The 23082-nt window shown below is 71.9% G+C and carries 24 protein-coding genes; 9 read left to right on the top strand and 15 right to left on the bottom strand.

Features of this window, described 5'->3' with window-relative positions:
• Positions 1 to 26: 26 nt before the first annotated feature.
• From O7553_RS25995 to O7553_RS25955, 9 genes are all read right to left on the bottom strand, one after another.
• Positions 27 to 860, bottom strand: coding sequence for a class I SAM-dependent methyltransferase (locus O7553_RS25995; RefSeq protein WP_281552211.1), 834 nt, complete (start codon positions 858 to 860; stop codon positions 27 to 29).
• Positions 857 to 2119, bottom strand: coding sequence for an MFS transporter (locus O7553_RS25990; RefSeq protein ID WP_281552210.1), 1263 nt, complete (start codon positions 2117 to 2119; stop codon positions 857 to 859). The genes O7553_RS25995 and O7553_RS25990 overlap by 4 nt, the downstream gene beginning before the upstream one ends.
• A complete protein-coding gene (locus O7553_RS25985; protein WP_281552209.1) occupies positions 2116 to 3219 on the bottom strand; it encodes a dipeptide epimerase in 1104 nt (367 codons plus the stop codon). The genes O7553_RS25990 and O7553_RS25985 overlap by 4 nt, the downstream gene beginning before the upstream one ends.
• Positions 3162 to 4214 carry a PLP-dependent cysteine synthase family protein gene (locus O7553_RS25980; protein WP_281552208.1) on the bottom strand — a complete coding sequence of 351 codons (1053 nt, stop codon included), beginning with the start codon at positions 4212 to 4214 and terminating at the stop codon, positions 3162 to 3164. Before O7553_RS25980 ends, O7553_RS25985 begins: the two co-directional genes overlap by 58 nt.
• Positions 4211 to 5038 carry a DUF364 domain-containing protein gene (locus tag O7553_RS25975; RefSeq protein ID WP_281552207.1) on the bottom strand — a complete coding sequence of 276 codons (828 nt, stop codon included), beginning with the start codon at positions 5036 to 5038 and terminating at the stop codon, positions 4211 to 4213. The genes O7553_RS25980 and O7553_RS25975 overlap by 4 nt, the downstream gene beginning before the upstream one ends.
• Positions 5035 to 6342 (bottom strand): ATP-grasp domain-containing protein, encoded by a 1308-nt coding sequence (locus O7553_RS25970; protein ID WP_281552206.1) that lies wholly within the window; start codon positions 6340 to 6342, stop codon positions 5035 to 5037. Before O7553_RS25970 ends, O7553_RS25975 begins: the two co-directional genes overlap by 4 nt.
• 113 nt (positions 6343 to 6455) lie before the next feature.
• The gene (locus tag O7553_RS25965) at positions 6456 to 7262 is read right to left on the bottom strand and encodes a hypothetical protein (protein ID WP_281552205.1); all 807 of its coding nucleotides are present in this window, start codon (positions 7260 to 7262) and stop codon (positions 6456 to 6458) included.
• A 183-nt stretch (positions 7263 to 7445) separates the two neighbouring features.
• The gene (locus tag O7553_RS25960) at positions 7446 to 7640 is read right to left on the bottom strand and encodes a DUF397 domain-containing protein (RefSeq protein ID WP_278173156.1); all 195 of its coding nucleotides are present in this window, start codon (positions 7638 to 7640) and stop codon (positions 7446 to 7448) included.
• Positions 7637 to 8476, bottom strand: a complete 840-nt coding sequence (locus tag O7553_RS25955) for a helix-turn-helix transcriptional regulator (protein WP_281552204.1) — start codon at positions 8474 to 8476, stop codon at positions 7637 to 7639. The genes O7553_RS25960 and O7553_RS25955 overlap by 4 nt, the downstream gene beginning before the upstream one ends.
• A 440-nt stretch (positions 8477 to 8916) precedes the next feature.
• On the opposite strand from O7553_RS25955, the gene O7553_RS25945 reads away from it, so the two are divergent.
• From O7553_RS25945 to O7553_RS25930, 4 genes are all read left to right on the top strand, one after another.
• Positions 8917 to 9054, top strand: a complete 138-nt coding sequence (locus O7553_RS25945; protein ID WP_278173158.1) for a hypothetical protein — start codon at positions 8917 to 8919, stop codon at positions 9052 to 9054.
• Positions 9047 to 9304, top strand: coding sequence for a hypothetical protein (locus tag O7553_RS25940; protein WP_281552203.1), 258 nt, complete (start codon positions 9047 to 9049; stop codon positions 9302 to 9304). Before O7553_RS25945 ends, O7553_RS25940 begins: the two co-directional genes overlap by 8 nt.
• A gap of 28 nt (positions 9305 to 9332) precedes the next feature.
• The gene (locus O7553_RS25935; protein ID WP_281552202.1) at positions 9333 to 9596 is read left to right on the top strand and encodes a hypothetical protein; all 264 of its coding nucleotides are present in this window, start codon (positions 9333 to 9335) and stop codon (positions 9594 to 9596) included.
• A 650-nt stretch (positions 9597 to 10246) separates the two neighbouring features.
• A complete protein-coding gene (locus O7553_RS25930; protein WP_281552201.1) occupies positions 10247 to 11833 on the top strand; it encodes a ricin-type beta-trefoil lectin domain protein in 1587 nt (528 codons plus the stop codon).
• 162 nt (positions 11834 to 11995) lie between these two features.
• Here O7553_RS25930 and O7553_RS25925 read toward each other — a convergent pair whose 3' ends face one another.
• Positions 11996 to 12550 (bottom strand): Uma2 family endonuclease, encoded by a 555-nt coding sequence (locus O7553_RS25925; RefSeq protein ID WP_281552200.1) that lies wholly within the window; start codon positions 12548 to 12550, stop codon positions 11996 to 11998.
• 172 nt (positions 12551 to 12722) lie between these two features.
• Here O7553_RS25925 and O7553_RS25920 point away from each other — a divergent pair, with 172 nt between their 5' ends.
• Positions 12723 to 13211 (top strand): glutathione peroxidase, encoded by a 489-nt coding sequence (locus O7553_RS25920; protein ID WP_281552199.1) that lies wholly within the window; start codon positions 12723 to 12725, stop codon positions 13209 to 13211.
• A 77-nt stretch (positions 13212 to 13288) separates the two neighbouring features.
• Here the strand turns inward: O7553_RS25920 and O7553_RS25915 are convergent, their stop codons facing one another.
• Positions 13289 to 13591 carry a DUF4229 domain-containing protein gene (locus tag O7553_RS25915; RefSeq protein WP_281552198.1) on the bottom strand — a complete coding sequence of 101 codons (303 nt, stop codon included), beginning with the start codon at positions 13589 to 13591 and terminating at the stop codon, positions 13289 to 13291.
• Positions 13592 to 13599: 8 nt separating this feature from the next.
• Positions 13600 to 14019 carry a hypothetical protein gene (locus O7553_RS25910; RefSeq protein WP_281552197.1) on the bottom strand — a complete coding sequence of 140 codons (420 nt, stop codon included), beginning with the start codon at positions 14017 to 14019 and terminating at the stop codon, positions 13600 to 13602.
• A gap of 164 nt (positions 14020 to 14183) precedes the next feature.
• Between O7553_RS25910 and O7553_RS25905 the strand changes: the two genes are divergently transcribed.
• Positions 14184 to 15398 (top strand): cation:proton antiporter, encoded by a 1215-nt coding sequence (locus tag O7553_RS25905; RefSeq protein ID WP_281552196.1) that lies wholly within the window; start codon positions 14184 to 14186, stop codon positions 15396 to 15398.
• Here the strand turns inward: O7553_RS25905 and O7553_RS25900 are convergent.
• Positions 15366 to 16586: a DUF2254 domain-containing protein gene (locus O7553_RS25900; protein WP_281552195.1), complete on the bottom strand. Its 1221-nt coding sequence runs from the start codon at positions 16584 to 16586 to the stop codon at positions 15366 to 15368. The two genes, O7553_RS25905 and O7553_RS25900, sit on opposite strands and share 33 nt — an antisense overlap.
• Before the next feature lie 119 nt (positions 16587 to 16705).
• A complete protein-coding gene (gene mqnE / locus O7553_RS25895) occupies positions 16706 to 17875 on the bottom strand; it encodes an aminofutalosine synthase MqnE (protein ID WP_281555755.1) in 1170 nt (389 codons plus the stop codon).
• A 295-nt stretch (positions 17876 to 18170) separates the two neighbouring features.
• On the opposite strand from mqnE, the gene O7553_RS25890 reads away from it, so the two are divergent.
• The gene (locus O7553_RS25890; RefSeq protein ID WP_281552194.1) at positions 18171 to 19799 is read left to right on the top strand and encodes a C40 family peptidase; all 1629 of its coding nucleotides are present in this window, start codon (positions 18171 to 18173) and stop codon (positions 19797 to 19799) included.
• A 209-nt stretch (positions 19800 to 20008) separates the two neighbouring features.
• On the opposite strand, the gene O7553_RS25885 is transcribed toward O7553_RS25890, so the two are convergent.
• Positions 20009 to 20443 (bottom strand): hypothetical protein, encoded by a 435-nt coding sequence (locus O7553_RS25885; RefSeq protein ID WP_281552193.1) that lies wholly within the window; start codon positions 20441 to 20443, stop codon positions 20009 to 20011.
• Positions 20444 to 20882: 439 nt separating this feature from the next.
• Between O7553_RS25885 and O7553_RS25880 the strand changes: the two genes are divergently transcribed.
• Positions 20883 to 21296 carry a hypothetical protein gene (locus O7553_RS25880; RefSeq protein ID WP_281552192.1) on the top strand — a complete coding sequence of 138 codons (414 nt, stop codon included), beginning with the start codon at positions 20883 to 20885 and terminating at the stop codon, positions 21294 to 21296.
• Positions 21297 to 21655: 359 nt separating this feature from the next.
• Entirely contained in the window at positions 21656 to 23062 is a 1407-nt protein-coding gene (locus O7553_RS25875; RefSeq protein ID WP_281555754.1) for a DEAD/DEAH box helicase, read from the top strand.
• Positions 23063 to 23082 lie beyond the last annotated feature (20 nt).

Raw genomic sequence — 23082 nt, 5'->3', positions numbered from 1 at the left:
CCTTCCAAGGGGTTTCAGCGGGGAGTTCAGGCCGCGTCGTCGCGGCGGCGGGCGACCAGGTGCAGGCGGTCGCCGCGTAGGCCGGTCGCCAGCTCGGCGCCGGGACGCCAGGGCGGTTCGGTACGCGGGCCGGGGGCGTCGAACAGGGCGAGGACGTCGAACCCGGCGCCCTCCAGCAGATGGCGCAGCTCCTGCGGGAAGAGCAGCCGCCATGCGGAATTCTGCACGAGTTCCTGCTCCGCACCCGGCCAGGTCCACATCCGACGGCGGCGCAGCAGCTGCGCCGCGGCGTCGATCCACAAGGTGGTACGGGACGTGTAGGTGACGCCCTGCCAGCGCACCGACCGGATGCTGGGCCCGTCGACCAGGTCGGTGTTGCCGAGGAAGTACGCGCCGTTGCGCATCTCGGCGATGAGCAGCCCGCCGGGGGCCAGCTGCCGTCGGCAGTTGGCCAGCGCGGCGGTCAGGTCGGCGTTGTGGTGGCAGTACAGCAGCGCACTGTCCAGGCAGGTGACCACGTCGAAGCGCAGGTCGAGGTCGAACGTACGCAGGTCACCTTCGACGAACCGGACCCGCTGGTGGCGGCGGCGGGCGTAGGCCAGCATCCGGGTGGACAGGTCCAGCCCGGTGACGTCGAAGCCGGCGTCGGCGAGGTACCCGGCGTCGCGGCCGGTGCCGCAGCCGAGGTCGAGCAGCCGCCGGCCGGGCGGGCCGGGCGCGAACCGGTCGACCAGGTCGGCCACGAACCTGGCCGCCCGGTGCTCCGGGTCGGGAAACTGGGCCTCGTACAGCTGCGGGTTGTCGGTGAGCAGGTTGCCGTCCGACACCACCGGCCCGCCCCCGACCACCGGCCCGCTCACCGGGCCGCCTTTCCGGCGGTGGTCGGCACCGGACGTGGGGCGAGCAGGCCCCGGCGGTGCAGCACCCACACGGCGGCGCCCGAGGCCAGGCCAAGCCCGGCGCAGAGCAGCCAGGCTCCGGCGGGTACGCCCGGTGCCGCACCGTCCGGCTGGCCACCGGTCTGCATGAACCGGCCGACGGCGGTGGTGGCCAGCGCCGCTACGACCCCCGAGGCCAGGTAGAACACCCCGAAGTAGGTGCCGGTCAGCCCGTCGCGGGCGAAGCCGGGCACCAGCTCCAACACGAACGGCTGCGCCATCATCACACCGACCGCCAGCGCCAGCGCGGCGGCCAGCGTCGGCAGTGCCCGCACCGGAGGCGGGCCGGTCACCGGCAGCAGCGGCAGCAGGAAACCGAGGCCGGCCACCGCCATCCCGGCCGCGATGGCCAGCCCACGGCTGCTCCGCTGGCGCAGCCACCCGGTAAGCCGTACCTGCCAGCCGAGAGTGACCACCGTGGACACGACGAAGAGTGCGGCCACCGCCAGCGCGGTGCCGGCCACGGCCTCGGCCTGCACCGGTAGCACCAGGTACAGCTGGGTCTGCAGGGCGAACAGCGCACTCAACGCCACCGTGAACGCCAGGAACCGGCCGTCGGTCAGCGCCTCCCGCCAGTCCCGGCCGACGCTCTGCCCGCTGCGGGTCACCGGGTGCGGTGGCAGCACCAGCAGTTGCGCCAGGGTCAGCGCGGCGAACACCACCGTCGCGCCGATCGCGGCGGCCCGGAAGTCGACCAGCAGCAGCGCGCTGCCGAGCAGCGGCCCGAGCAGCGCACCGGCGCTGGCGAAGACGTTGAACAGGGCGAAAGCCTCGGCCCGGCGCTCGGGGGCGGCCTCGGCGAGGTAGGCGCGTACCGCCGGGTTGAACAGCGCCCCGGCCAGCCCGGTCAGCACCGAGGCGGCCAGCAGTGCGGGCAGCGACCCGCCGACCGCGAACACCGCGAAGCCGACCGCCCGCAGCCCGCAGCCCGCGATGATCACGCCACGTGCGCCGAGCCGGTCGGCGGCCGATCCGCCGACCAGGAACAGTCCCTGCTGGCTCAGGTTGCGTACCCCGAGGACCAGGCCGACCAGGGTGGCCGACAGGCCGATGTCGTCGCGCAGGTAACCGGCCAGGTAGGGCAGCAGCATGTAGAAGCCGACGTTGACCCCGAGCTGGTTGACCACCAGCAGCCGGATCGCCGGTGGAAAACTGGTCAGCGTCGTCCAGGTCGCCTTCACCGCACCGCCTCCGCCACGCCGGATCCGGTCGTCGCCGTCGGCGTCACGCCCAGTCCGGGGGTGTCCGCCAGGCGCAGCACGCCGTCGTGGCCGCCGATCCCGGTCCACGGGTCATCGGCGATCAGCAGGTGCCCGTCCAGGTCGACCCAGCGGGCGAGGCCGGCCAGATGCACGGCCGGTGCGACGCCGAGCGTGCTGGCGACCAGGCAGCCGAGCATGATGTCCAGGCCGCGTTCCCTGGCCGCCTCGACGATCCGGGTGGCGGCGACGATCCCGCCGCACTTGGCCAGCTTGACGTTCACCCCGGCGACCGATCCGGTGAGCCGGTCCAGGTCGGCGAGGCGCTCGGCGTCCTCGTCGGCGACGACCGGGATCGCGGTGCGGGCGGCCACCCGGGCCAGCAGGTCGGGCCGACCCGGCGGGATCGGCTGCTCGACGGCGTCGATCCGGTACGGGGTGAGCGCGTCGAGCCGCCGTACCGCCTGCTCGGCGGACCAGCCGCCGTTGGGGTCGAGCAGCAGCCGGGCCGTCGGCGCCTCGGCGCGTACCGCCGCCACCCGGGCCACGTCGGCGTCGTCACCGGCTTTCACCTTCAGCACCGCGAACCCGGCGGCGACCAGCCGACGCGCGGTCGCCGCCGCGTCCGCGACCGGCACCAGCCCGATCGTGTACGCCGTGGCCACCGGAGTCGGTGCCGGTGCTTGCAGCAGCCGGTGCACCGGCAGCCCCCGGGCCTGGCCGAGCAGGTCGTGCACGGCGGTGTCCAGCGCCGCGAGCACCCCGGCGGGTCCGTCGAACGTGTTCAGCTCGTCGCGCAGCGCCGCCGGATCCGAACAGCCGGCGAGCCGGCCGGTCCAGCCGGCACAGGTACGTTCGATCGCGGCCCGGTCGAGTCCGTAGTAGCCGCTGGTGACGACCTCGCCGTGGCCGGCGAGCCCGTCGTGGGTGACGGTCAGCTGGACCGCTTCGCGGTGCGCCATCACCGACCGGGAGATCCGCAGCGGTTCGCGCAGCACCAGCCGGTACGGGTGCCAGGACAGTTTCATGCCGGCACCCGCTCGTGGCGTACCGGGTCGCCGACCACCCGGCAGCGGCTCCACCGGGTGACCTCCACCGCACCGGGGTGCGGTATCTCGACCGGATGGCCGGGGGTGGGGCCGAGCAGCCCGTGCCGGCCGCACCAGCCGTCGTCGAAGATGGAGTCGAGGTAGCGGTGCGGGCCGTCGGGGAAGACCGCCAGCACCCGGGTGTCCGGCTGGGTGCGGGCCACCCAGGCGGCGACCCTGGCGACCGCGCCGGTGGACCATCCGCCGGTGACGAACGCCGTCCGGGCCAGCCGCCGGCAGGTGTCCACCGCCTCCGCCGGGCCCAGCCAGTGCACCTCGTCGAACGCCGGATAGTCCACGTTGTTCGGGAAGATGCTGCTGCCCAGCCCGCGCATTACCCGCCGTCGGGCCGGCTGGCCGAAGATCGTCGAGCCGATGGTGTCCACGCCGATCAGCCGCAGCTGCGGCCAGTGCCGGCGCAGCGTCCGGGCCAGCCCGGCGCTGTGCCCGCCGGTGCCGACGCTGCAGACCAGCACGTCGACGGTGTCGACCTGGGCGGCGATCTCGTCACCGAGGCTCGCGTACCCGGCGACGTTGTCGGGGTTGTGGTACTGGTCCGGCCAGTACGCGCCGGGCAGCGTCGCCAGCACCTGCGTCAGCCGTTCCCGGCGGGCCTGCTGCCAGCCACCTGTCGGGTGGGGCTGCTCGACCACCTCCAGCCGGGCTCCGTACGCGCGTAGCAGCGCCCGCATCGACGGCTCCAGCTCCCGGTCGACAACCAGCACCACCGGGTGGCCGAGGGCCTGCCCGGCGAAGACCAGCCCGATGCCGAGGGTGCCGCTGGTCGATTCCACCACCGGTGCGCCGTCGCGGAGTTCGCCGCGCCGCCGCGCGCCTACCAGCATCGCCACCGCCGCGCGGGCCTTCATCCCACCCGGCGCGGCGGACTCGACCTTCGCCCAGAAGCCGCCGTGCGGGTGCGGCAGCGGCGCGTCGACGTAGATCAGCGGGGTGTGCCCCACCAGGTTCAGCAGCTGCGGGGCGCTCACCCGGACACCCCGTACCGGTAGAGGGTCGTCGGTCCGCCGTCGAGCCAGAAGAACGGGTACGGCTCGGCCGACACCGCCGTCAGCCCAGCGCCGAGGAACCACGGCAGCACGGCGCTGCCGGTCTGCGCGAACGTCACGAACGGCTTGCCCTCGGCGGCGGCGTGGGTCAGCAGCGGCTCGAAGGTGCCGTTGCCGAGCGTCATCCCCGAGGCGAGGATCGCGTCGCAGCGGTCCAGCAGCGCCGCCGCGTCGGGCAGACACGGCTCGTCCCATTCGGTGTGGCCGCCGGCCAGGTCGCACGGCAGGTACCGCCGGTCGGCGGCGCGGAGCCGGGCCAGCAGCGAGTTCACCACCCCGACGACCAGGACCGGGCCGCCGGTCGGCGGCAGCAGGTCGACCACGGCGGCGGCCCGGGTCTGCGACTTGGCCAGCGAGCTGCCGGCGGGCACGGTGACCACGGTGTCGGCCACCTCGGCGTGTGGCCGCTGCGCCATCAGGTACGCGTCGAGCGCGGCCACCCGCACCGGCAGCAGCGGATGCGCGAGCAGGTCGGCGACCGAGGCGCCGACACAGTCGTAGACGACCTCGTCGGGCAGCGCGCCGGGCTCGACCGCGCAGGAGCCGACCGCCGCGTCGACCCGCAGGCTCAGCACCTGGTTGCGGTAGCCGCGCAGCCGATTCGCGTGCCTCGCGCCCTGCCTGGTCACGAACCCCACACTGACCTGGCAGCGGGTCGGGTCCACGCCGTGCCGTCCGGCCTGTACCGCGTCGATCAGCGCGGCGAGGGACCGGTACGCCGGCGGGGCCGGCGACACGGCCGTCATACCGCCGCTCCGGCCGGCGTGGCGGCGAACCGGTGCCGGTCGGTGCCGTCGTCGTCGACGTACCCGACGCGTACCTGTGCGGCCAGGCCGTCGGCGATGGTCCGCGCGTCGGTCCCGGCCGTGTCGACAACCATGACGTGGCCCAGGTAGTCGTTGTTGCTGCTGCTGTCCCCGGCCCGGTGGCCGGCGGGTTTCACCGACCAGTCGACCACCCGTGGGTCGGTCTGCCAGGCCCCGGTTCCGTCAACCCGGGCGATGACACCGGGGCGCGGCGGCAGTACGAATGCGATCGCCGCGCTGCGTACGCCCGTGTCGGCGGGTGTGAGGTCGGCGGTCTCGCCGAGCGCCAGCTGCGCGTACACCATGGGCAGGTCGATGCCGGTGACCCGGCGCACCAGCTCGGTGATCTGGTTGCCGGCCGGCCGGGGGTTGACCTCGACCACCCGGGGCCCGGCCGGGGTCAGTCGCAGCTCGGTGTGGGCGACCCCGCGGTCCAGCCCGACCGCCGCCAGCGCGGCCACCGCCACCTCACCGGCCCGGCGGGTGGTCGCCGGGTCGAGCACCGCCGGGAACATGTGTCCGGTCTCGACGAACCCCGAGGCGCCGCCGAGGCTCTTGTCGGTCACCCCGACGACCGTCGTGTGTCCGTCCACGGTGACCGTCTCCACGCTCACCTCCGGACCGGACAGCAGCTCCTCCAGCAGCACCGTCGGCACCCGGGGCTGGCGTCTGGCGTTGACCGGGAACCCGGTGAGGGCGTTGAACGCCGCCCGTAGCCCGGCCTCGTCGGCGACTTCGCGCACGTACATGCCGGCGCAGAGGTCGACCGGTTTGACCACCAACGGGAAGCCCAGCTCCCGGGCGGCCTGCGCGACGTCGGACCAGCTCTGCGCGAGCGCGTACCGGGGTTGCGGCACGCCGGCGGCGTCCATCGCCGCCCGGGCGAGGTCCTTGCGGTACGCCCGGCGCACCGCCTCTGGGTCCGCGCCGGGCAGTCCTAGGTGGGCGGCCAGCTGGGCGGCGGTGTCGAGGTAGTAGTCGCAGGAGGTGAGCACGCCGTCGAAGCGCAGCGCCCGGTGCAGCTGTTCCGTGTGCTCCAGCAGTCCGGGCAGCTCGTTGGTCTCGGCGGTCAGTACATTGTGCGCGGCGAGCAACGGATGCGCACCCCCGGCCGGTGCGCTGCGCAGGTAGTGGTGCAGGTCGCGGGTCAGGAAGGAGAACTGGTGACCGGCCTCCAGCACGGCCCTGGGCAGCAGATGCGCCATCGCACCGACCCAGCTCTCCACCAGCAGCACATGCGCCATCGACGCCTCCTCGCTCGGAAACCGGCATGGTGATGGTAACGGTTATCGTTTACTGAGGATAGGCGCACGCTGCCCGGCAGCCGGTCAGCGAGTGCGGCAGCGGCCCCGAGGGCTCACCGCCGCGACTGGTCTGCCTCGGTCCGGGCAGTGGATGTCGGCGGGTGGAAATCGGCCAAGCCCGTGACGAGCAGCAGGTACGCGGTCAGTTCCAGCAGCGTGATGAGCGCCGTGACCGGGTACGGCGTCGACGGCGTGGACCCGATGGCGTAGGCGGCGGACCAGGCCAGCTGGTCGCCCGCGTGCAGGGGCAGCGGCACGGCCCGGATGGCCGCGTCCACATGGGGCAGCGCGGTGACGGCGAGCAGCGCCGCCCCGGCCGAGGCGAGCCACCGGCGGTGCCCGGCCAGCGCCGTGGCGAGCGCCAGCGCGGCCAACCCGAGCCCCAACGGCGGCAGCACCGCCAGGCTCACGGCGATCACCGAGCCGGCCAGGTCCGCTCCGGTCGAATGGTCGCGGTGGTTGATCGCCATGGTCAGCCAGCTGGCGATGATCCGGATCGCCGCGTACCCGGTGATCACCACGGCTGCCAGCGCTGTGGCGACTGCTGGCCGGCGCCGCCGGGGGTGGCGGTGCCACGCCGCGACCAGCACCGCCACTGCGGTCAGCGACGCCCAGCAGAGGGCGAGGCCCGCCTCGACGCCGGCGAATCGGTCGACGCCGGCGGTATCCGGCCGCAGCACCTGCCAGCCGTGGCCCTCGGCGCGGTCACCGGGCATCGTCCGGACGGCGTCCAGCATCAGGACGGCGAGCGCCGCCGGCACCGCCCAACGTGGCGTCGGCAGCCCGCTGGCCACGGCGTAGGCGACGAGCAGGCCGATCGCCAGCACCTCGGCGTAGCGCCAGGCCGGGCTGGCTGTCAAAACGCCAGCGACGTGGATCACGGCGCACCCGCCTGCGGCGGTCAGGAGAACCGGTCCGCGACGCACCGGGCGAATCTAGCTCGCCCCTCTGCCAGCGGTCGGATCGCTTACCAACGCTCCAGGCGGACATCGACGGAGCAGCACCGCTGGCCTTCGCTTGCCGGGCCAGCGGTCGGACGGGTATCAGGCTTCGAACCTGCCGGTCCTGATGTCCTGGACGAAGCCGGTCCACTGGGCCGGGGTGAAGGACAGCACCGGCCCAGCCTGGTCCTTGCTGTCACGCACCTGGGCGGCCTGGTCGACGTACCGTGCCTCCACGCAGGCACCGTTGCCGCCGCTGCGGCTGCTCGTGCGCCACTGGTTGTCGAGTGCCTTCATGGTGTCTCCCTATCCCGGAGGTCCTTGATCATCTCGGCCGATGCTGCGGGTGACAGGGCAGATGCCCGCAGGTCGTCGAAGACCTTGGCGCACCTCTGCACATCCTCACCTTCAGCGTAGAGGTCTCCGGTCAGCCCTTCGATGTAGACCACCCCCGGCCCCTCGTCGAAGCTGAGGATGTGGAAGCTCGACAGCATCGAGGCGTATGCACCCTCCCCGAACGGGATGACCTGAATGATCACGTTCCACCGGTCCTGGGCTTCGAGCAGCGCTGTCAGCTGGTTGGTCATGATCTCCGGTCCGCCGATCCGGCGGTGCAGCACTGCCTCGTCGATGACCGCGACCAGGCGGAGCTTCTCCTCGGTGAGCAGCTTCTGTCGCTCCACGCGGACCGCTACCCGTTCCTCTACGGCCTGCGGTGTGGGCTGCGATGCGTCAGCGACCGTGATCGCACGGGTGTAGTCGACGGTCTGCAGCAGGCCGGGCACCACGAGCGTCTCGAAGTTCTGGATCGTCGTGGCGGCGGACTCCAGTCCGATGTACTGCCGGTACGAGTTCGGCAGGTCTCCGTACTTCGCCCACCAGCCGCGTTGCTTGCCGCTCCGCGCCATCGACAGCAGGGTCTCGCGCAGCTCGGCGTCGGCCACGCCGTACAGGTCCAGTAGGGCGTTCAGCGCCGGACCCTTCAGCCCGACCCTGCCCTGCTCGATGCGGCGCAAGGTGCTTGCCGAGACTTCGATGGTGTCAGCTGCCTTCTCGGTGGTCACGTTGGCTTCCTCGCGTGCTCGGCGGAGCTGCACGCCGAGCTGGAACCGCACGAAGGTCGGGCTCGTCATGCCCACATTCTGCTCCTGACGCCTCGTTCTCGGCCATCCATATTTCGTCAATCCTAGATGGCTGCCAATCCTTGACTCCACAAAAGTGCGCGCGCAAAATGGACGCACGAGCCACATCGCGCAGATGCGAGGGAGCGGGCATGTCTCAACACGTCCCTATCAACCGGGGGCACTGGCCGAAGGAAGCCCAGTGAGCACGCACACTCCGGATCGTCCCCACTGGATGTGTGCGAAGTGCGGACTTCCATGGCCGTGCGACGCGCGCCGTCAGGAGCTCCTCGCCGAGTACACCGGCGCACGGGTGTCGCTGTCGGTCTACATGGCCACGTGCCTGATAGACGCCATGACCGATCTGCCGCTGCACAGGTCCGGGTACCTGTACTGGCGGTTCATTGGGTGGTGGCGCTGATGCTGTGTCGATCCCACAGGAGGGGATGTCGATGATGGAAGTGGGAGCGTTGTTCAGCGCGGCGCTGCTCGGCTTCTGCGCGGGGTTGTGGTCGTTCAAGGTCAAGTCCAGGTGGTGCCCGGACTGCGGGCGTACGACGTACCCGATGGCGGATCGGCCTGGTGAGTAGCCGGCTACTCGCCACACCGGAGCCGAAACCCGGCGACGTGCTGATCATCGGCCGGGAAGCCAGCGTCCAGTTCGCCGATGACCGCGCCATCCGACTCCGGGTCATCGCCGTCGACCGGAAGTGGACCTACGACGGGTGGATCTGGATCACCGGATACGTCATCGACCGCCACGGCAACGCAGCCGAACGGCGGGAGATATTCGTCCAGCGCCACGGACTCTACCGACTACCCCGGCGCACGGAAACCTGACCATCGACCAATTGATCAAGGGAGAGAAATGATCACCGAGATGCTACGTGACTGGTGGCTACGCTGGCTCGACTGGCGCTCCGGCCGGTCCACGGCGTCCAAGCGGCTGCACCACCTGCGACGCGAGTTGCGGCGACAGCGACAGACGGCATCTGCCCGCCACCGCCGATTCGACAGCAACCGGGGACACCACTGGTCCACGCAGGCCACCGAACTCGTCCCGACCCTGCGCCCGTTGATGACCTACGGCCAGCAACTCGGCTACCGGGTCGTCCTGCACGGCTCACCCTGACCGACGCACGCCCCGACACCCACCAAGCCGGGGTCACCTGCCCGCCCGGCCGGGATCACCAAGATCAGTTGAAGGTGAGATACCTTTCAGTCGGCGGGAAAGGTGTCTCACCTTCAACTCGTGGCGTCGGTGCCGGTCAGCCCGGCGGTGCCGGTGGCGTCGGTGATCCTCGAAGCCGGGGAAGAGGGGATCTGTGCCGTCGGCTCCGTACACCTCACTGTCGGACGTCCCCGATGTCGTCCTCGCAGAACTGTCGTGGGCACGCCATGGCGTGATCATGCTGGCCGTCGACGGGCTGTCAATGACGCGGCGCCGGCGGCAGGCTGGCGGACCGCCGAGCTGACCCGGTTGGCCAACGCGTTCCCGAGTACGTCGACGACCGCGTGGCTGACCGCGCCATGACCGGAGTCGGGCCAGCGCGGCACGGCGCAGCCGCCTGCGGCGGTCAGGAGAACCGGTCCGCGGCGCACCGGGCGAATCCAGCCCGACCCCGGCCGAACCCGTCCGCCGGCGGCATCCGTCGACGGTCTCCGACCGTAGGTGATCGGGTCGACCTCTGTGGATATTGACAGAAGTTTGTCAATTAGTAAACTTTCCTTCCTGAGAGCGCTCTCACGACTTGCTCACATCGACCTCTCGGAGGTATGCAGATGAACCGCAAGCTGGGTGCGCTGCTGGGCCTGACCCTGAGCGCCAGCCTGCTCGCCGTACCGCCACCGGCCGCCGCCGCGCCGACCGCCGGCACCTCCGGCCCCGCCACGAGCGCGCCGGCCGCCGCCACCGAGATCGCCGATCCGGCCGACTCCGCCGCAACCGCCGATATGGCCGCGCTGCCCGCCGGCCAGATCGCCGCGCTGCGCCGGGATCTCGACCTCACCCCGGACCAACTGGCCACCCGGCTCGCCGTCGAGGCGGCCGCCGTACCGATCGAACACCGCCTGCGCACCGAACTGGCCGACGCGTACGCCGGCACCTGGGTCGCCGACGACGGCCGTACCGTCGTCGTCGGGGTGACCGACCCGGCGCAGGCCGCCCGGGTCCGCGCAGCCGGTGCCGAGCCCCGGACCGTCACCCGCAGCCTCGCCGAGCTGGACCGGCTCGCCGCCGGACTCGACCGACAGGCCGCCAGCGCCGACACCGCCGTGCACTCCTGGTACGTCGACCCGGTCACCAACACGGTGACCATCGAGGCCGCCGACGTCGCGGCGGCGGCCGGCTTCGCCCGCGCCGCCGGGCTGCCCACCGCCGCCACATCGGTGGTACGCAGCGACGACGCCTACCGCCCGGTGTACGACATTCGGGGCGGCGACCAGTACGTGATCAACGACAGTGTGCTCTGCTCGGTCGGCTTCGCCGTCGCCGGTGGATTCGTCACCGCCGGCCACTGTGGCGGCGTCGGGGCCTCCACCGCCGGCAGCGGGGTCGCGCAGGGCACCTTCCGGGGGTCGTCGTTCCCCGGCGACGACCTGGCCTGGGTGCAGACCAACGCCAACTGGGTGCCCCGGCCCTGGGTGAACAACTACGGCGGCGGCACGGTCAACGTCACCGGCTCCCAGGAGGCGGCGGTCGGGGCCGCCGTCTGCCGGTCCGGCCGGACCACCGGCTGGCGGTGCGGCACCATCACCGCCAAGAATGTCACCGTCAACTACTCAGGCCAGCTCGTCTACGGACTGGTCTCCAGCAGCGCCTGTGCGCAGCCCGGTGACTCCGGCGGCTCGTTCCTCGCCGGCACCCAGGCGCAGGGCGTCACCTCCGGCGCCGGCGGCAACTGCAGCTCCGGCGGCACCACCGTCTACCAGCCGGTCAACGAGATCCTTTCCCGCTACGGGCTGTCGTTGACCACCACCGGCGGCGGTTCGACCAGCCGGATCATCGGGCTCGCCGACAAGTGCATCGACGTACCGAACTCCAACGGAGTCGACGGCCAGTACCTGCAGCTGTACCGGTGCAACGGCACCAACGCGCAGAACTGGACCTTCTCCGGCGACGGCACCATCCGGGCGCTGGGCCTGTGCATGGACGTCGCCTGGGGCTCGACCGCCAACGGCGCCGTGGTGCAGCTCGCGAACTGCAGTGGCAACCCGGCCCAGCAGTGGGTGCTCTCCGGCGCCGGTGACCTGGTAAACCCGCAGGCCAACAAGTGCGTCGACGTGGTCGACTGGAACACCGCCGACGGTGCCCGCCTGATCATCTACGAGTGCCACGGCGGCGCCAACCAGAAGTGGCGGCGCGGCTGACCGACCGAACCGCGGTGCTGATACCGGCGGCACCAGGTGCCCGTGATGCCGCCGGCATCACGGGCACCCTTCGTCGACAGGGCAGCCGGGTCGATCGTCCGAGTAGGCCGCAGATGTATCAGGATGAGGCGGAACCACGAGATGGGAAAGGGAATGGGGCGGTCAACCGAGACGCGGGGCGATCAGGTCGTCGATCGCGAGGTCCATCCGGGTGTACGGAACCGGGATGCGCTCACCGTGCCGGTACTCGACCCGCGTGCGGTACCCGGTTGCGACAGGACCGGTGTGTTCGTAGATCGCCTCCTGGGTGACCACCCAGTACACGGGGTAACCGGCCTGACCGTAGAGCCTGGCCTTGACGTTGAGGTCCTGGATCGCGGTCTCGTCGGCGACCTCGACCACGAGCAGCACGTCGGCGGCGTCCCAGACCGACAGCCGGGTCCCGACGGACCCGATCGGATCCGCGTCGGCTCGACGCACCCAGCAGTCCGGGTCGGGAAGCGACTCCCCGGTCGGCAGGGTCGCAGTCGTCACCCGCACCCCGGATCGTGGCAGCAGCGCCAGCAGTTGACCGACGGTGTCGCCGTGCCACGAACCGATCACCACTGGCCAGATCTCTCCTTCGACGAGCTCGACCCGGCGGTCGAAGGCACCCGCTTCAAAGGCGCGCACGAACTCGCTCCGACTCCATCGGTAGGCGAGTACGGGCTGGTTCATGGTTTCGAGCCTACCAACCAGTTCGTCCGCCCCGAGGCGGTCGGAAGGCTGCGGCGGCTTATGTTGGCAGGCGGGTGCGGTGCGCACTCGCGGCGGCCGATCACGGACACGTCGCCTACCTGCACGACGGCCGGCCGGTGTGAGCGCACCGGGCGGGAGAGAGGATCGAGACGTGGGGATCTACGACATTCCGCTCACCACCCTGGCCGGGCAGCCCGGCTCGTTGGGGGACTACGCCGGCAAGGCACTGTTGGTGGTCAACGTGGCGTCGAAGTGCGGGCTGACCCCGCAGTACGCCGGCCTGGAACAGCTGCACGAGCGGTACGCCGACCGGGGCTTCTCGGTGGTCGGCTTCCCGTGCAACCAGTTCGGTGGCCAGGAGCCGGGCAGCGCCGAGGAGATCCAGGAGTTCTGCTCGGCGACGTACGGCGTGACGTTCCCGATGTTCGCCAAGATCGAGGTCAACGGGCCCGGCCGGCACCCGGTCTACGCCGAGCTGACTGAAACCGCCGACGCCGACGGCACGGCCGGTGACATCCAGTGGAATTTCGAGAAGTTCCTGATCGCGCCGGACGGCCGGGTGGTCGGCCGGTTCCGGCCCCGGGTCGAGCCGACCGACGACGCGGTGGTCGCCGCGATCGAGGCACAACTGCCCGGCTAGGGCAGGACTGCCGCGTTGTACCGGCCGGCCCTGGGCTGGGGTCGGCCGGCCGTACGGTCACCGGGCCGGGGCGAATGCTAGGAATCCTCCTGGGACCTGCCGGCCGTACCGGACTTGCCGACCGTACCGTCGGTCTGGTCCTCGCCGGCCAGCGCGGACCGCAACCGTTCCTTCTCGGACCGGCGGCGCTCGGCGGACTCGGCGATCTGCTGCGCCATCTCGTCCCGCCAGCCGCGCATCAGAAACCAGGACAGCGCGGCCGAGAAAATGACCGCGATCATGAGCTTCAGAAAGATGTTGAGGTCGATCGGCCAGAGGGCCAGCACGACGACCACGAACAGCCCGATCCGGCCGAGCGTGTACTTCACCGCAGGGCTCATGCCTCTCCTCACCGGCCGTCCAGCCACCGGACGCCATGGAACCAGACCGCCGCGTACACCAGGGCGAAGACCGCCGCCCCGATTGCGCCGCCGGCCGTCGCCGGCAGCTCGGCCGCTATCCCGGCGGCGAGCAGCCCGGACGTGACCCCGACCCCGGTCGCGACGGCAGCGGCGACGAACCGGGCGGAGCCGCCGGCCCAGGCCCGGAAGTCGTCGGCGAACAGCCACGCCGGCAGGATCACCGCCAGCCAGCCGTTCGACTGGCCGAGTCGGCCGTCGCCGATCAGCGTGAACACGCCGTCGAACAGCAGCAGCACGACCAGTCCGATCACCAGTCCGGCGCCGACCACGCCGAGCAGATCCGGCAACGCGGCGACCCGACCTGCGGCGTCCCGGCGCGGGAGACTGTCGCTCTTCGATTCCGTCATGACCCCATGAGGGTACGCCTGAGCTTGTGCCGCACCCGGACCAGGTTTGCCAAGCCGGCATCCGGATAACCGGCCCAGGTGACTGCCGACCCCCGATGGCACGGGGCACCGAGGGTCGGCGCTGCCAGGTATGAACCGCTGGCCGCTGCGGTGGAGGTGTCCGGATGCACCCGCTGCACCTGAGCTACGCGCTGGTCGGCGTGCTCGCCGTACTGCTGGCCTTCTGGTCGAGCGCCATCCGCCGCGCGCCGGTCAGCGAACCGCTGCTCGCGTTGCTGCTCGGCATCCTGGTCGGCCCGGTGTCCGGGCTGATCGATCCGTCCGACCACGACACCACCGGCCTGCTCCGGGAGGCCAGCCGGATTCTGCTGGCCGTGTCGCTGATGGCGGTGGCGCTGCGGTTTCCCGCCACCGGATATCTGATGGTGGCCCGCCCGGTCGGGGTGCTGCTGACCCTGGGCATGGTCGGGATGGCGGTGGTCAGCGCCGGTCTGGCCTGGCTGCTGCTCGGCCTACCGGTCGCCCTGGCGGTGCTCCTCGGGGTCTGCCTGACCCCGACCGACCCGGTGCTGGCGTCGAGCGTCGTGTCCGGGACACCAGCCGAACGGGCACTGCCGGCCCGGCTGCGTCAGGTGATCAGCGGTGAGTCCGGGATCAACGACGGGCTCGCGTACCTGTTGGTCGCGCTGGCGTTGATCGCAGCCGCCGCCCGGCCGGCCGGCCAGCAGGCGGTCGAGGCGGCCTGGGGCGTCGGCGGGGCGGTTCTGGTCGGCGGGGCGGTCGGCTACCTGGCCGGTTGGGCGGTACGGGCCGCCGAGGCGCGGGAGCAGGTCGACCAGGGCTCGCTGCTGGTCTTCGCCGTGGTTCTCGGCGTGGCCGCTCTGGGCGTCGCCCGGGTCGCCGGTACCGACGCGATCCTCGCCGTGTTCGTCACCGGCCTGGCCTACAACCGGATGATCGGCCGCCGGTCCCGGGCGTCCGAGCAGCAACTCGACGACGCGCTCACCCGGTATCTCGTCCTGCCGGTGTTCTTCCTGCTGGGTCTGGTGGTCCCGTGGCGGCAGTGGCTGGAGCTCGGCTGGCCCGTCGTGGCGTTCCCGGTGGCCGTGCTACTGCTGCGCCGGCTGCCGGTGGTGCTGGCCCTGCGGCCGGCGCTGGGCATGTCGTGGCGGGACACCGTGTTTCTCGGCTGGTTCGGCCCGATCGGCGTGTCCGCGCTGTTCTACCTGACGTACAGCTACGCCGAGGGGGCGACGGATTCCCGGCTGTGGGCGGCCGGGACGCTGGTGATCGCGGCCAGCACCCTGGCGCACGGGGTGACCGCCACCGCCGGTCGCCGCTGGTACTCAGCGATGTCCCGTGGTGTCGGCGACCGGTGAGGCCGCCTGGCACCGTTGGATGTCCGGCCGGTGCTCGGGCCGGACCGCCGTGGTCAGGTCGGCGAGAATGCTGTCGATCAGCTCGATGACCCTCGGCTGGTCAGTGGCGGCCCGCCGGACGTCGGTGATCGAGGTGGCGAGGTGGCTGGCGAACGACTGCCGGCGGACGTGGACCCGGACCGTCCCGTCGTCGTCCTGGACGATCCGCGGTCGGTCCGGCCGGTCGGCCAGTCGGCGTAGCAGGTCGTGCGCCTCCTGCAGGGCGCGGACGGCGGTGGTGGCGTCGTTGATGCCGGGCGAGAGCGCCCGTTCGGCGATGTCGGCGAGCTGCCGTAGCCCGAAGCCGACGTCCTGGCCGGGTACCCGTTCGACGCCGACCTCGACGGCCTGCCCGGCCAGCGTCGCGTCAACCGGGCCCGGCGGGGCGTCACCGACGGCGTGCACGGCGACCAGTGGCATGCCGGCCACCACGAACTCGCCCGGGATCCGCTCGACCGTGAGAGCGCAGCCGTACCGGCGGGCGAGCCGCGCCAGCAGATTGACGTCGACCGCGACGACCACCCCGGTGGCCGGTGCGGCCAGCACGTCGACGATCGGGCCGTCCGGGGAACCGGTCGGATCGGTCGGCCGGGCCGCCCACCGGTCGATGCTGCGCCTGCTCTGCACCCCGATCGCCGCGATCATGTGCGAGACCCGCATCAGCGCGGTCATGTGGTGCAGGTAGTAGATGAACATCCCGGTGCTGCCCAGCACCAGGGCCATCGACACGGCCAGCGACAGCGCCGGCAGCCGGGCCTCGGCCCGGCCCGGTAGCGCGGCGAGGACCACCATCGCGAACAGGAACGTCGCGACGAACGTGCCCAGGGTGGCCTGGGTGACCCGGTCGCGCAGGAACGTCCGTAGCACCCGGGGTGAGTACTGGCTGGAAGCCAGCTGCACCGCGACCACCGTGATGGAGAAGACCAGCGCGGTGAACGAGATCATCGCGGTGATCACCGACGACAGCAGCGATCTCGCGCCGGCCGGCCCGCTCGGCAGGAAGCCGTCCAGTGGCAGTCGCAGCCGCAGGTCCAGGGCGGTGAGCAGGATCGCGCCGAGCACCGCGCCGGTCGCGAACGCCGCCGGTACCGCCCAGAAACTGCCCCACACGCCACGGAGGCGGGACAGCATGCCGCGCGGCTGACTCACCGCAGCGTCCTACCCACGCCAGGGCGGGTCGACACCTGCCGGCCGGATCAGGCCGGTCCGGGCCGCTCGAAGGCGTTGCCGTTCCGGCTCGCCAAGGCCCAGATCTGCGGCGGCCTCGCTCAGGCCCAGATCTGCTGCGGCTCGGCCCGCCGGTCGGCCAGCGCCGGCGGCCGGTCGTACTCGCGTACCACCTGGTAGCGGGTGTCCCGCTCGACCGGCTGGAAGCCGGCGTCCCAGATCAGGTGCAGCAGGTCCTCTCGGTGCATGGTGTTCGGCGTGCCGTAGGAGTCCGCGTCGTGGGTGATCTTGTACTCGACCACCGACCCGTCCAGGTCGTCGACGCCGAAGTTGAGCGACAACTGCGCCACGGACAGCCCGTGCATCACCCAGAAACACTTGACGTGCGGCACGTTGTCGAACAGCAGCCGGGACACCGCGAAGGTCTTCAACGACTCGGCCGGTGCCGCCATCGTGGTGCGCTCCTGGATCCGGTTTCGGATCTTGCCGTCCGCCGAGTCGACGAAGTCGTGCTGGTAGCGCAGCGGGATGAAGACGGTGAAACCGCCGGTCTCGTCCTGCAACTCGCGCAGCCGCAGCACGTGGTCCACCCGGTGCCGGGGCTCCTCGATGTGGCCGTAGAGCATCGTCGATGGCGTCCGCAGCCCCTTGCTGTGCGCCAGCCGGTGAATCCGTGACCAGTCCTCCCAGTGACAGGCGTGGTCGACGATGTGCTGGCGGACCTCCCAGTCGAAGATCTCCGCGCCGCCACCGGTCAGCGACTCCAGGCCGGCGTCCATCAGCTCGTCGAGGATTTCGTCCGCCGGCAGCCCGCTGATCTTCTCGAACCACTGCACCTCGGTCGCGGTGAACGCCTTGAGCTTGACGTTCGGCAGCGCCGCCTTGAGCTCGCGCAGCACCTTCGGGTAGTACCGCCAGGGCAGGGTCGGGTGCAGGCCGTTGACGATGTGCAGCTCGGTGAGCTGCTCGTCCTCCATCTCCTTGGCCTTACGGACGGCCTCGTCGATGCGCATCGTGTACGCGTCCTTCTCGCCCGGCTTGCGCTGGAACGAGCAGTACGCGCAGGAGGCACTGCACACGTTGGTCAGGTTGAGATGCCGGTTGACGTTGAACATCACCCGGTCGCCGTTGAGCTCGGTCCGCCGATGATGCGCCAGCCGGCCCAGCCAGGCCAGGTCGTCGCTGGCGTACAGGTCCACCCCGTCGGTGTGGTCCAGCCGCTCCCCGGCGTACACCTTCTCTTCGAGCTCACGCTTGCGACCAGCGTCCACGTCCGCCACGCCCCTTCCCGGCCGGCCACGCCGACGACCCGCCGTCGACGACCATCAGCCGTGATCCGCGTTCGAGCGTACGTCCCGGGACCGCCGGTCGGCTCCTCGCCCGGCGGCACAGCGACCTGCGTCATGCCCGGGTCGCCAACCTCTCAGCTTCTCGTTACCTCATGAATCATCGACATCAGCAGCCCCGTGCGGTAAGACCGATGTGGGACAGGCGACACCAGGCGGCGCGACTCGGTTCCGGCGCATCGGCACCGGACAAAATGCGCCGTACGGGGAGCGAGCGGGCATGGCACGAAGAAGCAGGGGCGCGGCAGTGGGCCAGCGGCACGGCGGAGCACGGCGGCAACGCCGGTTCGTGATGGTCGGCGCCGTTCCGGTCCGGCTGAGCCCGGCCCTGTGGGCCGGCCTGCTCGGTGCCGTCACCGCAGTCGCCCTCGCCTCCCCGGTGTACGCCCAGCCGGCGACCGTGCCGGACACCGGCAGCCGGCCGGTGCCCGCCGGCGGCCTGCAGTTGCCCGGCACCGGACCGACGACCGACGCGCCGGCCATCACCCCCACCCCGGTGGAGGGCCCGCTCGCCGCGCAGATCTACGCCGGTGAGACCGAGGTCGCGCTGCTCGGTCAGCAGATGCTCGAGCTCGAACAGGAGCAGACCGCGGCGGAGACCGCGCTGGCCGCCGCCGAGCAGTCGCTGCGCGAGGCGCGGACCGCACTGATCGAGGCGCAGCGGGACGCGGACAGCGCGGCGTCGTACGCGCTGAAGGACGCCGCCGCGATGCCGCCCGGCGAGTACCGCGGTGACCTGCACGGCCTCGGCGCCCTGTCCCGACTGCAGCGGGGCCAGCAGCCCGGCGTCGGCACCGACGCCGCCAACCGGGACGTCTCGCTCGCCGCAGCCGCCGAGCAGGAGGCGTATCAGACCTACACGGCGGCGCTGGCCCTGGTCGACGCGCTGCGCAGCGAGTTCGGTAGCACTGAGGGCACGTTCAAGCAGCGGGAGACCGCGCTGCTCGCGTTGAAGGAGCAGAACACCGAGCAGCTGGTGGCGATCGAACGCCAGCGGGAGGCCGCCGAGCAGGAAATCGGGCAGGGCATCGACGGGATCGACGGTGCCGCCGCCCATCCCCGTGCCGTCGCCGCCCTGGAGTTCGCCCTCAAGCAGCTCGGCAAGCCGTACCTGTGGGGGGCCGAAGGGCCGCATCGCTACGACTGTTCCGGCCTGATGTGGGCGGCGTACCGGTCGCCCGGTGCCGACTACTTCAGCTTGCCCCGGGTCGCCAAGGACCAGTACTACGCGACCCGGCACAACAAGGTGGACCGGTCGGCGCTGCTCCCCGGCGACCTGATCTTCTTCGCCTCCGGCTCCAGCTGGACGACGGTGCACCACGTCGGGATGTACGTCGGCAACGGCAAGATGGTGCACGCGCCGACCACCGGAGACGTGGTCAAGGTCTCCACCGTCTGGTGGTCCCGGTTCTACGCGGCGACCCGGGTGATCCGCGAGGTCGCACCGACTCCGACGCCCACCCCGACTCCGACGCCCACCCCGACTCCGACGCCCACCCCGTCGCCGGACCCGACACCGGACCCGACACCGGACCCCACGGATTCGCCGTCGCCCGATCCGTCCGATTCGCCGTCCCCTGACCCGTCGGATTCGCCGTCCCCTGACCCGTCGGATTCGCCGTCCCCTGACCCGTCGCCGTCGACCAGCCCGTCCACGCCCGGTCCGATGCCGACGCCGAGTGATCCGAGTCCATCGCCGACCGACCCCGGCTCCGGGACGCCGGATCCGGACGCGAGTGGCTCCGGGACGCCGACCAGTACCCCGAGCGGGTCGAGTTCCGCGTCGGCCGGCCCGAGCGCGTCGGCGACGTCGGCCGGCACGCCGAGCGCAGGCCCGCTGGAAGGCTGACCGTACGTCCTCCGGTCGGGCCGTTGCGCCCAGGACCGGACAGACGGCCACGGTCGGTACGCCGATACTCCGGCTGTGCCGAGGTGCATCGGTATGGCACGGTAAACCGGCGGACCCCTCACCGGCCGGAGGTGTTCCGGTGAGCTGGCACGGGAGGCAGTGATGGACGAAGCTCGGCCCTGGTCGTCGGTGGACCAGGTCGACGGTGGTCAGCGGCGGGTGCCCGACCAGGTCGACCGGTCAGGATCGGCGCCGCCACCGGCAGAGGAGTTGCCGGCTCCGTTCAGTCCACCGCCACCGCCGCCGGACGGGGCGCTGTGGGCGTCGCCGGTCGGCACCGGCTCCAGTGCCGACGTCCCGGTCGTGCCTGGTACGTCGTCGCCGGCCGAGCCGTCGGCTCCGACTTCGCCGGCGGCCGGACCGTCGGCTCCGACTTCGCCGGCTCCCGCGTCGCCGGCGTCCGCATGGTCGGCGTTTGCCTCGCCCTGGCAGCCGCCGGGCGCGACTAATCGGCCACCGGCCGACCAACTACCGGCCGACCATGTCGCGTCGGCGTCCGCACCCGCCGCGACCGAGCCACCCGCCGCGGCGTCGTCGCCTCCGGCGGCCAGCGAAGAGGCTGCATCGGCCCGTGCCCGCGCCACGGTGGCCGGAGCGCAACAGGTCTCCGCCAGCGACGTCGGGGCGCTCCGGGTGCCGACCGGCGGGACCCGGGTCTACGGTGCGCGTCGTACCGAGGAGCCCTCGCCCAGCGATCCGGCCCTACCCCCCGACCCGGTACAGCCGCCCGCGCCTGCGGAACCGCCGTCCGGGCCGAACTCACCCGAGCCGGAACCCGCCCCGGCCCCGGCTCCGCCGTTGCCGCCACGGCCGACCTCACCCGCTCCGGTGCCAGGCCCGTACCCACCGGGCCCGGGTCCGAACCCACCGGGCCCGACTCCGCCGCCGCCGTTCCCACCGCCAGCCGGGACTGCGTACCAGATGACCCAGGCGGCCGGGGGCTACACGATCCCACCGGCAGTTCCACCGACGCCGTGGCGCGAGTCACCACCGACGCCCTGGCATCAGCCGCCGGAGCCTGTCGTGCTGCCGGAGCCTTCGCCGGCCGACGGGCAGTGGGCACGCAGCACCCCCACCCCGGCGGCCGGGCGGGTGTACGGGGCCCGCCGGCCCGACAGCGACACGCCCGGACCCGGCCCGACCAGCCGGCCAGCGGCCGATCCGACCATGGGTCTGCCGATGGGGGCACCCGGCGGCATGTCCGGCGCACCCGGCGGCGTGGTGTTCAACCCCGCCGTGGAAAACTCCGGCTCGCTGACCGGCCACATCCTGGCCCAGGGCTGGGCTGACCTGCCTGAGCGGGAGGACCGCAGTACGACCAAGGTGGTGCTGGTCATGGTGGTTGGCCTGGCCGTGATGGTGGTGATCGGCATCGTCGCGGTGTTCGCCGTAGGTAACACCTTCGCCGACATCTTCGACGGGCTGCTGGGCGGTTGACGCCGGATCGGCGGAGGTGAGCGGGCCCACGGTCGGACGGGTCAGGTGGCAGCAGCGCGGCAAACCCGTACACTTGTCACTCGATCATCAACCCGGCGCGCTACCGCGTGCTCATGGGCGATCTTGCGGGCGATTCAACGGTGCACACCGGAACGGGCCATTCGCGAAGATCCGCCCCGCTCTGAGAGGTTTTCTTGACCACCTTCGCTGATCCCAGCACGTTCCCCTCCGTTCTCGACACCGTGCCCGAAGCCGCTGACCTGCCTGCGGAGCAGGCGACCAGGCAGACCGCTGAGCCGGTCGTCGCGGCCAGGGCCGCCGAGCCGGTTGCCGACGAGCCTGACTTCGCGGCGCTCGGGTTGCCCCGGCAACTCGTCCGGACACTCGCCCGGGAGGGCATCACCACTCCGTTCGAGATCCAGCGCGCCACCGTGCCCGACGCGTTGGCCGGCCGGGACGTGCTCGGCCGGGGCCAGACCGGCTCCGGTAAGACCCTCGCGTTCGGCCTACCGTTGCTGGCCCGGATCGCCGACGGCCGCCGGGCCCGCCCACTGCGGCCCCGGGCCCTGATCCTGGTCCCCACCCGTGAGCTGGCGATGCAGGTCAACGACGCGTTGTTCCCGCTGGGCCGGGCGGTCGGGGTCTTCCTCAAGACCGCGGTCGGCGGCGTCCCGTACGACCGGCAGATCGATTCGTTGCGTCGCGGTGTGGAAATCATCGTGGCCACTCCGGGGCGGCTTGGTGACCTGATCCAGCGCGGCGTCTGCCAGCTGGACGACATCGAGATCACCGTCCTGGACGAGGCCGACCAGATGGCCGACATGGGATTCCTGCCAGAGGTCACCGAGCTGCTGGCCAAGACTCCGGCGGACGCCCAGCGGCTGCTCTTTTCGGCCACCTTGGACAATGACGTCGACACGCTGGTCCAGCGGTTCATGACCGATCCGGTCACCCATTCCACCGCGCCGGCCACTGCCGCCGTGACCACGATGGACCACCACCTGCTGCTGATCCCGCCGAGTGACAAGTTCGCCGTGGCCGCCTCGATCGCCGCCCGTTCCGGGCGGACCATGATGTTCGCCCGGACCCAGCTGGGGGTGGACCGGCTGGTGGACCAGCTGGCGTCGGTCGGCGTGCGGGCCGGTGCCCTGCACGGCGGCAAGACCCAGCGGGTACGCACCCGTACCCTCGCCGAGTTCAAGGAAGGGCGGACGAACGTCCTGGTCGCCACGGACGTGGCTGCCCGGGGCATTCACGTCGACGGGGTCTCGCTGGTGGTGCACGTCGACCCGCCGAAGGACCCCAAGGACTACCTGCACCGGGCGGGGCGGACCGCGCGGGCCGGCGAGTCCGGCGCGGTCGCCACCCTGGTGCTGCCGAAGCAGCGGCGCAGCACCCTGGCCATGCTGGAGAAGGCCGGGGTGGAGCCGGCCCAGACCCGGGTACGCCGCGGCGACGCCGCACTGTCCGAGCTGACCGGAGCGACGGAGCCGAGCGGCGTGCCGATCGTGAACGAGCCGGAGCCGCCCCGGCAGTCCCGCCCGCGAGGGGACCGGTTCAGGCCGGACCGCCCCGATCGCTTCCGAGGGCGGGGCGACCGCTCCCGGGCCGACGGAGCGGACCGCTTCCGGGGCGACGGCGAGCGGGGCACCCGTGGTGGTGCCGACCGGGCCGGCCGCGGTGGTGCCGACCGGGCCGGTGGTGACCGGCGGCGCGGCGGTGGTGACCGGCGCTTCACTGACCGGCGGCCGAGCCGCAGCTACTGACGCGCGTGCGTGACCGGCAC

This window comes from Solwaraspora sp. WMMA2059 (assembly GCF_027497315.1).
Lineage (GTDB): Bacteria > Actinomycetota > Actinomycetes > Mycobacteriales > Micromonosporaceae > Micromonospora_E.
This window is presented reverse-complemented; position numbering and strand designations above follow the sequence as displayed.

What these genes read in the sequence shown, in the direction of transcription:
- O7553_RS25975 (WP_281552207.1), bottom strand. Translation starts at nt 5,038, where the DNA reads ATGACGGCCGTGTCGCCGGCCCCGCCGGCGTACCGGTCCCTCGCCGCG.
- O7553_RS25970 (WP_281552206.1), bottom strand. Translation starts at nt 6,342, where the DNA reads ATGGCGCATGTGCTGCTGGTGGAGAGCTGGGTCGGTGCGATGGCGCAT.
- O7553_RS25960 (WP_278173156.1), bottom strand. Translation starts at nt 7,640, where the DNA reads ATGAAGGCACTCGACAACCAGTGGCGCACGAGCAGCCGCAGCGGCGGC.
- O7553_RS25955 (WP_281552204.1), bottom strand. Translation starts at nt 8,476, where the DNA reads ATGACGAGCCCGACCTTCGTGCGGTTCCAGCTCGGCGTGCAGCTCCGC.
- O7553_RS25945 (WP_278173158.1), top strand. Translation starts at nt 8,917, where the DNA reads ATGATGGAAGTGGGAGCGTTGTTCAGCGCGGCGCTGCTCGGCTTCTGC.
- O7553_RS25935 (WP_281552202.1), top strand. Translation starts at nt 9,333, where the DNA reads ATGATCACCGAGATGCTACGTGACTGGTGGCTACGCTGGCTCGACTGG.
- O7553_RS25930 (WP_281552201.1), top strand. Translation starts at nt 10,247, where the DNA reads ATGAACCGCAAGCTGGGTGCGCTGCTGGGCCTGACCCTGAGCGCCAGC.
- O7553_RS25925 (WP_281552200.1), bottom strand. Translation starts at nt 12,550, where the DNA reads ATGAACCAGCCCGTACTCGCCTACCGATGGAGTCGGAGCGAGTTCGTG.
- O7553_RS25915 (WP_281552198.1), bottom strand. Translation starts at nt 13,591, where the DNA reads ATGAGCCCTGCGGTGAAGTACACGCTCGGCCGGATCGGGCTGTTCGTG.
- O7553_RS25910 (WP_281552197.1), bottom strand. Translation starts at nt 14,019, where the DNA reads ATGACGGAATCGAAGAGCGACAGTCTCCCGCGCCGGGACGCCGCAGGT.
- O7553_RS25905 (WP_281552196.1), top strand. Translation starts at nt 14,184, where the DNA reads ATGCACCCGCTGCACCTGAGCTACGCGCTGGTCGGCGTGCTCGCCGTA.
- O7553_RS25890 (WP_281552194.1), top strand. Translation starts at nt 18,171, where the DNA reads ATGGCACGAAGAAGCAGGGGCGCGGCAGTGGGCCAGCGGCACGGCGGA.